General features: G+C 38.2%; 10 protein-coding genes and 2 tRNA genes. 7 read left to right on the forward strand and 5 right to left on the reverse strand.

Annotation, left to right across the window (positions count from 1 at the left end; translation table 11 throughout):
* The first annotated feature begins 73 nt into the window (after positions 1–73).
* The 3 genes from HFD85_RS06630 to HFD85_RS06640 are packed head-to-tail and all read left to right on the forward strand — an operon-like array spanning position 74 to position 3,954.
* Positions 74–1,555: an LptF/LptG family permease gene (locus tag HFD85_RS06630; protein ID WP_167606480.1), complete on the forward strand. Its 1,482-nt coding sequence runs from the start codon at positions 74–76 to the stop codon at positions 1,553–1,555.
* 9 nt (positions 1,556–1,564) lie between these two features.
* Positions 1,565–2,767 carry a glycosyltransferase family 4 protein gene (locus HFD85_RS06635; protein ID WP_167606483.1) on the forward strand — a complete coding sequence of 401 codons (1,203 nt, stop codon included), beginning with the start codon at positions 1,565–1,567 and terminating at the stop codon, positions 2,765–2,767.
* Positions 2,764–3,954 carry a glycosyltransferase family 2 protein gene (locus tag HFD85_RS06640; RefSeq protein WP_167606486.1) on the forward strand — a complete coding sequence of 397 codons (1,191 nt, stop codon included), beginning with the start codon at positions 2,764–2,766 and terminating at the stop codon, positions 3,952–3,954. The genes HFD85_RS06635 and HFD85_RS06640 overlap by 4 nt, the downstream gene beginning before the upstream one ends.
* Here HFD85_RS06640 and HFD85_RS06645 read toward each other — a convergent pair.
* Positions 3,951–4,634: a TrmH family RNA methyltransferase gene (locus tag HFD85_RS06645; protein ID WP_167606489.1), complete on the reverse strand. Its 684-nt coding sequence runs from the start codon at positions 4,632–4,634 to the stop codon at positions 3,951–3,953. The genes HFD85_RS06640 and HFD85_RS06645 overlap by 4 nt on opposite strands.
* Positions 4,635–4,713: 79 nt before the next feature.
* Complete coding sequence (locus HFD85_RS06650; protein ID WP_167606492.1) at positions 4,714–4,986, reverse strand: HU family DNA-binding protein; 273 nt, start codon at positions 4,984–4,986, stop codon at positions 4,714–4,716.
* Positions 4,987–5,270: 284 nt separating this feature from the next.
* Here HFD85_RS06650 and HFD85_RS06655 point away from each other — a divergent pair.
* The 4 genes from HFD85_RS06655 to HFD85_RS06670 all read left to right on the forward strand — a co-directional run bounded on the left by HFD85_RS06655 (position 5,271) and on the right by HFD85_RS06670 (position 7,590).
* A tRNA-Ser gene (locus tag HFD85_RS06655) sits at positions 5,271–5,355 on the forward strand.
* 207 nt (positions 5,356–5,562) lie between these two features.
* Positions 5,563–5,635 (forward strand) — tRNA-Trp (locus HFD85_RS06660).
* Between the two features lie 122 nt (positions 5,636–5,757).
* Entirely contained in the window at positions 5,758–7,002 is a 1,245-nt protein-coding gene (locus HFD85_RS06665; RefSeq protein WP_167606495.1) for a phage integrase SAM-like domain-containing protein, read from the forward strand.
* Positions 7,003–7,128: 126 nt separating this feature from the next.
* Positions 7,129–7,590, forward strand: coding sequence for a JAB domain-containing protein (locus HFD85_RS06670; RefSeq protein WP_167606498.1), 462 nt, complete (start codon positions 7,129–7,131; stop codon positions 7,588–7,590).
* 45 nt (positions 7,591–7,635) lie between these two features.
* On the opposite strand, the gene HFD85_RS06675 is transcribed toward HFD85_RS06670, so the two are convergent.
* From HFD85_RS06675 to HFD85_RS06685, 3 genes are read right to left on the reverse strand one after another with little or no spacing between them, the layout of a single operon-like run.
* Entirely contained in the window at positions 7,636–8,331 is a 696-nt protein-coding gene (locus HFD85_RS06675; protein WP_167606500.1) for a RipA family octameric membrane protein, read from the reverse strand.
* Between the two features lie 25 nt (positions 8,332–8,356).
* Positions 8,357–9,994 carry a type I restriction-modification system subunit M gene (locus HFD85_RS06680; RefSeq protein ID WP_167606503.1) on the reverse strand — a complete coding sequence of 546 codons (1,638 nt, stop codon included), beginning with the start codon at positions 9,992–9,994 and terminating at the stop codon, positions 8,357–8,359.
* A 1-nt stretch (position 9,995) separates the two neighbouring features.
* On the reverse strand, positions 9,996–11,069 hold the full coding sequence (locus HFD85_RS06685; RefSeq protein ID WP_167606506.1) for an AAA family ATPase: 1,074 nt from the start codon (positions 11,067–11,069) through the stop codon (positions 9,996–9,998).
* Between the last annotated feature and the right edge of the window lie 3 nt (positions 11,070–11,072).

Here is an 11,072-nt window from a genome sequence, read left to right on the forward strand (position 1 = left end):
TTAACTTTTTTTACTTTTCTAATTCCCAAAATAACTTAGCTTTGTACACGTTTCAGAAAAGGAAGCACATTACATGAAACGCTTACATTTATACGTTATACGATCGTTTATCGGGCCATTTATAATGACCTTTTTTATCGTGCTGTTCATTCTGCTTATGCAGTTTTTGTGGAAGTACGTTGACGACCTTGTAGGAAAAGGGCTCGATTTTGCAGTGCTTGCAGAAATGATGTTTTATGCCTCGTTTGCACTCTTGCCACTTGCATTCCCGCTCGCCATGCTGCTGGCGTCGATCATGACATTTGGCTCTCTGGGAGAAAATTACGAACTGGTGGCAATGAAGGCTTCCGGAATTTCATTGTTCAGGATTATGAAGCCACTGGTTGTAATTGCAGTGATCATAACGGGAATGGCCTTTTATTTTTCGAATAATGTGATCCCAAAAACCAATCTGAAATTTTCAACCCTACTTTATAGTGTAAAGCAGCAAAAACCTGAACTGATTGTACAGCCCGGGGTGTTTACCAACGAAATGGACGGTTACAGTATTAAAGTCAGCCGCAGGGACAGCAAAACTAAAATGCTGTACGACGTAATGATCTACGATCACACCAAAGCACAGGCCAACGAAAGTGTTACGGTAGCCGATTCAGGTTTTATGAGGATTACCGAAGACAAAAAGTTCATGGTGTTGACCCTCTTCGACGGGATTAATTACCAGGAGGATGAAACGAAAGGAGCTCGAAACAAGGACAACCATGGATTTCACCGCAGAAAATTTGAAGAGCAGACCATTCGGATTGCACTACGGGGTTTTGACTTTAACCGCCGCGATGAAAGCATTTTCCGGAACCAGTACCGAATGCTGAACACTACCGAATTGAAGTTAATGCAAGATACACTTGCTCTCGACTACAGGGACAGGCTCGAAAAATACATGATACAGCTTTCAGCCAATCAAACGATTTCCAGGAAAATGATCAACCTGATAGCTTTGGACGACTCATTGAAACGAGATATAGATGTGCCGGCAGCTGATTCGGTTTTCGATTTCGATGCCTATTTCTCGGGGCTGGATAAATGGGTGCAGGCCGAAATTGCACGAACGGCTTTGCAGAATGCCCGGTCGAACATGCAAACCATAAACATGTATCAGGGTCAGCTCTATGTAAAAAAGAAAACCCTAAACAAATACCTCATGGAATTGCACCGGAAATATACCCTTTCAATAGCGGTGCTCATTTTCTTTTTCATCGGGGCACCTTTAGGAGCCATCATCCGAAAAGGAGGACTTGGAATGCCGGTTATTGTTTCGATACTGCTTTTTATATTTTATTATATACTATCAATGAGTGGCGAAAAATCGGCTCGTGAAGACGCGTGGTCGATGGTGAGCGGAATGTGGTTTTCTTCCTTTGTGTTCCTTCCTTTGGGCGTTTGGCTGACCTATAAAGCTGTAACCGATTCAGCAATAATGTCGGCGGAAACCTATACCCGCTTTTTTAGTCGCCTCGGATTAACAAAACTATTTGGCAAGAAAAAAGAAACGGAATAACCTGTTTTTATGAGAATATTACAGCTGAGCAATAAAGTTCCGTATCCGACCAAAGACGGTGGAGCCATAGCCTCTATGAACCTGATCAAAGGCTTTTCTCACTTAAGGCACGAGGTTACGGTGCTATCTATGAGTACCGTGAAACATCGAATTACGGTTGATGAATTGCCCGAGTCGGTTTCCGATCTGGCAGATTTTCGCTTTGTTGATGTACCCGCTCGTATTAGCGCCATCAAGGCTTTGTCCAATCTGCTTTTCTCGAGCTTGCCATACAATGCTGCACGTTTTATCAATATCGATTTTTCAAAAGCTCTGAGCAAATTGCTCGAGGAGAAAGAGTTCGATGTGATTCAGCTTGAAGGATTATACGTTTGTCCTTACATTCCGTTGATCAGGCGAAAATCGAAGGCAATGATTGTTTATCGCGCTCACAACGTTGAGTTTGAGATTTGGGAGCGTACAGCAAAAATGTCGAAAGGATTGCTGAAGTTTTACCTGAAAAATCTGGCAAGGCGGATTAAAAAATTTGAGCTTTCGGTGTTGAATACCTACGATTTGCTGGTTCCCATTACTGAACGCGACAATAGCATATTAAACAAACTGGGGAATAAACAACCATCGCAGGTTTCGCAAACAGGTATCGACAGTTCGGTGCTTGTGCCTAACGCACGAAACCTTGAATATCCATCCGTTTTTCACATTGGGTCGATGGAGTGGTCTCCAAACCAGGAAGGGCTTTTATGGTTTGTCCAAAATTGTTGGCCGGCACTCAACAAAAAATATCCCGATCTGAAATTCTATGTGGCCGGTCGGGGTACACCTGAATGGCTCGAAAAGAAATTGAAACAATCGAATGTTGAATTTTTAGGCGAAGTGGAAGATGCCTATAATTTTATGAATTCAAAAGCTATTATGGTGGTCCCCTTGTTTTCAGGAAGTGGAATGCGAATAAAGATCATTGAAGGTATGGCGCTGGGGAAAAGCATTGTTTCATCGCCAATCGGGGCCGAAGGTATTGAAATTGAGCCGGGAAAACACCTGCTGATCGCCGAAACTCCATCCGAATTTGTTGATGCCATTTCAAACCTGGTGGAGGATAAAGATATGTTCACGAAGCTCGGCGAAAATGCCATCGGCTTCATACACGAAAAATTTGATAACTTAGCAACAGCAGGCAAACTTATTGATTTCTATAAACAGCATCAGCAATGATCTTAACCGCGCTTTTCTGGCTCTTGTTATTTATTTTGTTTTATACCTACGCGGGTTATGGTATTGTGTTGTGGGTGCTGGTTGGGTTAAAAAATCTGTTTGTAAAAAAAGATAAAGGCAGCTTCGATGAGACTTTTGAGCCTGAGGTTTGCCTTTTTGTAACGGCATTTAATGAGAAAGACTACATCAAACAAAAAGTAGAGAATTCCTTTTCTCTCGATTATCCAAAAGAAAAGATTCAGTACGTATGGGTAACCGATGGTTCCGATGATGGAACTCCTGACATACTGCAGCAATATACGGAGCTGGAAGTTTATCACCAGCCTGAACGACGCGGTAAAATGCATGCCATGAACCGCGGAATGAAATTCGTGAAAGCTCCGATCGTTATTTTTTCCGACACAAATACAATTCTTGGCCGGGACTCGATAAAGGAAATAGTCCGGCAGTTTAGTAATAAAAGGGTAGGCTGTGTTGCGGGCGAAAAAAGAATAATTGAACACGATGCTGAAAGTGCTGCCGGGGCAGGAGAGGGCCTGTACTGGAAACTGGAGTCGTGGATAAAAAAGCACGACGCGGAATTGAATACAGCCGTTGGTGCAGTGGGTGAATTGTTTGCAGTGCGAACTGCTCTTTTCGAAGATGTGGAAACCGATACGATTCTCGATGACTTTATAATTTCGTTGCGAATTGCTCAACGAGGTTACAAAATTGCCTACTCGCCTGAAGCATATGCTCAGGAAACAGCTTCGTTGAATGTAAAAGAAGAGTTGAAACGAAAAGTGAGGATAGCAGCCGGAGGTGTACAAACTATTTTTCGGTTGAAATCGCTGCTGAATTGCTTTAAATACGGCTTATTAACCTGGCAGTATATTTCACATAAAGTTTTAAGATGGACAGTAACTCCAATTTCCTTATTTCTGCTTTATATTGTTAACTTTTTTATCGTGCTGGAGGATGCCAACTGGTCGCCGAATGATTTCTACACCATCTTTTTCTATATTCAGACAATGTGTTATTATGTTGCCTTAATGGGCTGGTACTTCGAGAATAAGAAAATCAGAATGAAGTTATTTTTTGCACCTTACTATTTTGTGATGATCAATTATGCAGCTATCCTTGGGATTATCCGGTATTTTAAAGGGCATCAGTCAGTTAATTGGGAGAAATCGAAGCGAGCAGCCTAGTTATTTTTCGTTTTACTCTTCATGAATCGCTGTTCAATCAATTCGCTTCTTTTAAGACTTCTTCTGATCCATTCCAGTTTTAAATCGTCTTTTTCTTCATCCGTTAATTTCCAGTTAATTGTTTCATCCTGCCGCATTCTCAATGTCAGGTGATGAAGTATAATTGCAGCCGAAACCGATATATTGAAACTTTCGGTAAAACCGTACATTGGAATTTTCAGGAATTCGTCGGCTTCCTCCGCAATCGTGTCGGTAACTCCTGGAAGTTCCGATCCAAAAACCAAAGCGGCTTTACCCTTTGTTAAATCAAAATCGTGCAGTGCCTGATCATTAATGTGTGGTGTGGTAGCTACAATCCGGTAACCTTGATCCTTTAAACTTCTGATAGCTTCAAGACTGTTTTGTTCTTCTTCATTGTATTTTTTAAGCGTTAACCATTTTGAAGACCCCATGGCTACTTCTCTATCCACTTTAAAATTATTACGGTTTTCAATAATGTGTACATTCTGAATCCCGAAGCAATCGCAGGTGCGCAAAACCGCACTGGCATTTTGTGGCTGGAAAATGTCTTCAAGTACAACTGTAAGGTAGTTTGTACGTTCTTCGATTACCTGGTTAAACAAATTCAGTCGTTGCGGAGTAAGGTATCCCGATAAATATTCAAGCAGTTCTTTGGTCATGGTTTTTATCTTAGGAGTACAAAAATAAAAAAGGGAAGCAAAATGCTTCCCTTTATAAATTTCTTTTTGCAAGGTATCGTTATGATACTGCGTCAGCTAATTCAGCACCAGCTTTAAATTTAACCACCTTTTTAGCAGGGATTTGAATTTCTTTACCAGTTTGTGGGTTTCTACCAGTTCTGGCACCACGTTCAGAAATTGCGAAGGAACCGAATCCGATAAGAGCTACTCTGTCACCACCTTTAAGAGCGTCAGTAGTTGCATCAACAAATGCGTCTAAAGCTTTTTTTGCATCGGCTTTGCTAAGGCCAGCTTTATCGGCCATTGCTTCAATTAATTGTGCTTTATTCATAAGGCAAAATTTAAAAAATTAATTAAGTGATTGAAATTAAAATACTTAGTATTTGTAATTTGTTATAACATAAGTTTCGTTTAGTCCTGAATATCTGTCTGTAATTCTTTCAAACAATCAGTAAAATCAAGCCTTTCAGATAACTTTGTTTAAGGCTTAGCTAAATTCAGAAATAAGTTTTAAAAAACCAAACCCTGAAACCCTTTTTTTTTCAGCATATTCAGAAATTTTTCTGAAAAACTGTTTTGAGGTTTAAAAAAATCGTATACTTTTGCACCGCATCTGGAGAGATGGCAGAGTGGTCGAATGCGGCGGTCTTGAAAACCGTTGTACCGCAAGGTACCGGGGGTTCGAATCCCTCTCTCTCCGCAGAAGGTTCACCGAAGTGACGGTGGACCTTTTTCTTTTATATCCTGTTGATAACTTTTTTGGCTAAGCAGCCCTGTAATGCTGCATTTTATAGGATTTCTGATTGAAAATATATTTCCTAAAATAAATTTTACTCAGCTTAGGTAATTTAGAATGAATTATTATATTTGCACTCGCTAAAGCGAAAGGGGTGTTAAGCTCCGGAATACGGGTGTAGCTCAGTTGGTAGAGCACTGGTCTCCAAAACCAGGTGTCGGGCGTTCGAGTCGCTCCTCCCGTGCAACGAAAATACTTTAAAAACAGGGATTTTACAGGAGTTGTAGAGTCCCTGTCTTTTTTTGTCTTACCCCAAAAACCTACCTTTATTTCCATTGTGTTTATAAATAGTTTAAAATTTTAAACATGTCAACTTTCAAAGCTACGTTGCTAAAAGGTGGGAATCAAGGTAAGAAAGACGGAACTTTCAATATCAAGATTAGGGTTACCCACAACAGGAAATCTATTTATGTTGCTACCGACCTTTATGTGTTATGGAATGATTTTGACCGGGACACTGGAACAGCTAAATCTGGGGCAAACAAAGACTTTATAAACCTGCGTTTAACGGAAAAGCTTTTGGAGTACCGAAAAAAGGATATTGAGCTTGGAGACAGAAGAGAGTTCATGTCTGTTGGCGATATTAAGGAGCACCTATTGGGAAAGAATATCACTTCTAAACAAATCGACTTCTTTGTTTTTATCGAAGAATTCATTGCCACTGTTTCCAATACTGGTACTAAGGAACAATATTTCGCATTGCTGGAAAGCTTAAAATCATATACAGGCCCTAAGCTTTCGGTTTCGAAGATTAACCTGAATTTTTTACTTGGTTATGAATTGTTCCTTAAAAATAGGGGAGTTAAAAACGGCGTAATTAATTACATGCGAACGTTCCGGGCTCTATTTAATAAATGTAGGGATAAATACAATGAAGAAGAAATCGGGCGAATACTAATACCGAATTATCCTTTTAGAAAATATAATTTTCCGAAACGTGTTGCCAAAAGCAAGGAACATGTTTTAACGTTGGAAGAATTGAAACTTCTCATTGGCTACGTTCCTGAAAATGATGGTGAAAAATTTGCTCGACACATGTTCTTGCTGATGTTTTATCTTGTTGGCATTGAATCTAAGGATTTGTTTTACGCAGGTAAACCCAACATGGGGCGTTTACTTTTTGATCGGTTCAAAACCGGTCGGAGTTTTTCAATTCGAGTCGAAAACGAAGCTTTAGCAATAATTAAGCAATACGAGGGACATAATTATTTATTGAATGTTTGTGAAAGGTTTAAATACAACAAAAGTTTCTATCGTTACATAAACAACTATTTGTCAGGAGAGGAGGCCCATAATATCCGCGGTATTTTCCCGAAACTGGGGATTCAAAAGAAGGTCACTACCAAGTGGGCCCGGCATACCTGGGCTACGATAGCCCGTAATGATTGCAGGATAAGTAAAGATGATGTTGCCTTTGCGCTCGGTCATGTTGATATGAGTAACCGTGTTACGGATATGTATATAAAATTTGATTACTCCATTGTTGATGATTGCAATCGAAAAGTGCTTGACCTTATAAAATTTCAGGAGCGATTCAGCAAGACTGCATAAGTCGTCCGATGCCGGGGCGACTTTTTTTACTTTAGACGATATTTCTTCCAAACCTACTCCTGCGACCAGTAATAACTGGCGTAGGTACATGCCCATATAAAGCCCCGTGACCTGCGGGCACACATTATGTCTACTTGTGATTTAAACTCGCTGAAAATAGCTGAAATCGAGGTCAAATACAGCACTAGCATCAAGCCCTCGGAACGTGTAAAGATTACTGGCTCTAAGGATGCTGCGGATGCATTTCGTACAGTTTGGAGACAGCCCCTGGAGTTAAAAGAATGCTTTTACGCCATGTTTTTGAACCGTGGCAACAAGGTACTCGGTACGTTATTAATTTCCGAAGGAGGAATTGCCGGAACTGTTGTCGATGTACGGTCAATCTTTTCCGCTGCCCTGAAAGCAAACACCTGTTCCATTATTTTGGCGCATAACCATCCCAGTGGTAACGGTTCTCCTTCCGATGCTGACCTCCGAATAACTACCAAGATAAAAAATGCCGGAGAATTGTTGGATATTCAGGTACTCGACCACATAATCCTTTTACCTGATGGTTACACCTCATTCGCCGATGATGGTCATTTATAATTTGGCAGTGCAATGGTTTAGTGATGATGTATTAAGGTAAATTTACTAAGTCGTTGCACTTTTATTCTCGGAGTGCTTGCTTTCCTTCTCTTTTTTCGGATTATTGTATTCAAATGTTCTTTTTGTAAATGAAAATAACACTTCTCCGTATTTGTTTTTTGTCACTTCCCTCTCTGATTTTCTTTTTTCTTTCCGCATTACAATTGCGAATACTAAAGTTAACATAGTGAAGGCAATTGTAATGTAGTCTATGTTTTGGATTGCACCTTTAAATGTTATGTTTTGAATCCAATAATTTATTGCAAGCATGATCCATATGGCAATTACAAATTGGCTTATCCTGATGTTCAATTTTGAAACTGAGTAAGCTGATTTATCTAGAACTGTTTTATATATTGGACCTGTCACTTCATCCTCCAGCATATCAATATGCTTTTCCCAGTTTTCCTGCCATTTTTTACTGCCAATATTCGCAAAGTACCATGCTATTGAAAAAATTAGACCAAGACAGGTTACTATATATTCTGCTTGCGGAAAATTATATTCTGACCCTACAATTATAAAGTACCCTGCAAAAGCGGCTGCAATAAATCCCCAGAAATATGTTGCTCTTTTCCAGTAAAGTTCAATTTCAAAATCTCTATTCTTCCATGCTCTTTCTAAAGCTTTGTAATGTTTGGATTCTTCGTCTTCTGAAACTCCTTTATATTGATTCAAATAATCAGTCTTGCTTAAATGCATGTTATCCTTATTTTTCGGAAGTTTTCTATATTGGTGGTAATCTTAATTCTTTTAAAAACTCATTGTGTTTTTCAGTATTTACTTTAATTCTTTCCTCTATTGTTTTTAGTTTTTCATTTACCGCTTTCAAATCAATCTTTTCTTCCTCTTCTGCGGTGCTTACATATCTTGAAATATTCAAATTAAATCCATTCTTTTCAATTTCTTCCATTGAAACCTTACGAGCATAGCGTTTTATTTTCTCAGGACGGTATTTATATGTCTCAACTATTTTTTTGATATGTTTTTCATCAAGGGTGTTTTGTCTTTTATCTTTAACAAATTCTTCACTTGCATTGATAAAAAGTACATCGTCTTCCTTTTTGCATTTCTTTAAAACAAGTATACAAACAGGAATACCTGTTGAATAGAATAAATTGGCTGGCAAACCGATTACCGTATCAATATTGTTATCTTTTAATAGTTTGGTACGAATTCTTTCTTCTGCACCTCCACGGAATAAAACACCATGTGGTAAAATAATAGCCATTGTCCCCTCACTGCTTAGAAAATGAAAACCATGTAACAAAAAAGCAAAATCGGCTGCCGATTTCGGAGCTAAACCGTAACTCTTAAAACGAAAATCCTCTGCTAATGTATCATTTGGCTCCCATCGTAAGCTAAAAGGTGGATTAGCTACAATAGCATCAAATTCTAATTTCTTGGACGGATTCATTTCATTGAGTATATCCCATTGATTAAGTAACGTGTCACCATGAAAAATCTCAAATTCGGTATCTTTCATGCCATGCAACAGCATGTTCATTCGGGCAAGGTTGTAAGTGGTAATATTCTTTTCCTGACCGTAAATTTTTCCAATGCTGCCGTTATTCTCTTTGATTCGTTTACGTACATTTAGTAATAGAGAACCCGAACCACAGGCAAAATCTAAAATTTTATTCAGTTTCTTTTTAGGCCCGGTTGGACTTGACGGGTTATGACTGTCTAAAGTTACTATTTCAGAAAGTATGGTGGAAACTTGTTGAGGGGTATAGAATTCACCTGCTTTTTTGCCTGAACCTGCTGCAAACTGACCAATCAAATATTCATAAGCATCTCCGAGAGAATCACTACTTGTAGGAAATTCGGATATACCTAAAGCAATGGTCTGAATAATGGAACAGAGTTTATCATTTCTATCTGATTCGCTTTTGCCTAATTTCTCCGAATTTAAGTTTATTTCTGAAAACAAACCCTGAAAAGAATCATCGAAGGAATAATCCTCAATGTAACGGAAACCCCTTTCTAAGGTTTTTAAAAGGACAGGATTTTGAGTTCGTGCCAATTCGGTTATATTGCTCCACAAGTGCTGTGGTTTAATAATGTAGTGAACCTTTTTGCGCATTTGCTTCTCAAATTCTTCTACATCGTCTTTGTTTTCATCGTACCATGTTTGTAGTGGTGGTGGCACAAATCCGTCAAGTTTTTTATGTTCCGGTTTGCTTTCAGGGTAATCCTTGCCAAGTTCCTTTTTTGCAGATTCCTCGTAATTGAAGGATAAATATCTTAGAAATAGGAATGAAAGCATATAATCACGAAAATCATCGGCATTCATAGCGCCACGAAGCTGGTCGGCAATTCTCCAAAGGGTTTTCCCCAATTGTTGATGGTCGTTTTTTGTCATCCTAAAATTTGAATTTGTATTTAGAAATAATTTCTCCTAAAATTTCTCGAAACAAAGTTTCCTCTGATTCTGACATTTTATTTGATTGGGTTTTATAGGTGTCTTTGTGAGATAATGAGTGAATCCTTTCGCCAACAGTATTTGGGTCTTCCTTAAGTTTTATTTGGCTTAATGCATAACCAATCCCACCTCTTCCTAAAAATGAAGAAATATTTTCGAGCAATTGTCTTAAAAGGACAAAATGATATGAAAAAAGTTCTGTTTTTGCAGCATCATCTAAAGTTTTCAGTAAGTGTAAATGAAACAAAAAAGCTCCATCTTGGCTATTAAGCCTTAACTCATCATTAACGTTTCTTTCAAGTAAGAAAACAGCCGTATCTTCTTTATATTTCGCACTTTTATGACCTTTTATTAATCTATCAGCAAGAATTGAAAATAAACCAATATGATGAGTTGTCACGATAATTTTCTTCTTGGGATAAGTTCCATCTATCAATTTCGTTATTGACTCTGCTGTTGTGAAAATATTATGCTCATCCATACTTGAAACAGGGTCATCAATAAAAAAATGAGCATTTTGTTCTTCCGTCCAAGTTTCAGAATCAAAAAGTGCTAGAAAGAAACACCATATAAATATTCGCTCTTCTCCTCTTGAAATCTTAATTGCTTCTTTAGTTTCTTCATTAACAAAGAATGTTATTGATTTTATTCCTTTCTCTCTATCTCCATCATCATAGAGATTGAGTATGAATTTATACCGTGGATGATAAAGTGATAATTTTTCTTCAAGTATATCTGTGTCTAACAATAAAGAATGGAATTTATTAAGTGAACTGAAAACTACTTCAAGTTTTGCATTTTCATTATAATGTGGCTCATCATTGTCCCAAACAAATAAATCTTCACTGTATGCATTATAGTATACACCTGAATGATTACCACCATTATTGGCTTTGGTAATTTCTTTATATTCTACGGATAGTTTTGTTTTGCCAGTTGAATTAAATGCGTATATCAAACTAATCGTTTGTGGCAATTGAAATAATTGATTGGCTATATCTTTAATGTTTTTCATTTT

This window comes from Maribellus sediminis (genome assembly GCF_011799805.1).
In the GTDB taxonomy this organism is placed as follows: domain Bacteria; phylum Bacteroidota; class Bacteroidia; order Bacteroidales; family Prolixibacteraceae; genus Draconibacterium; species Draconibacterium sediminis_A.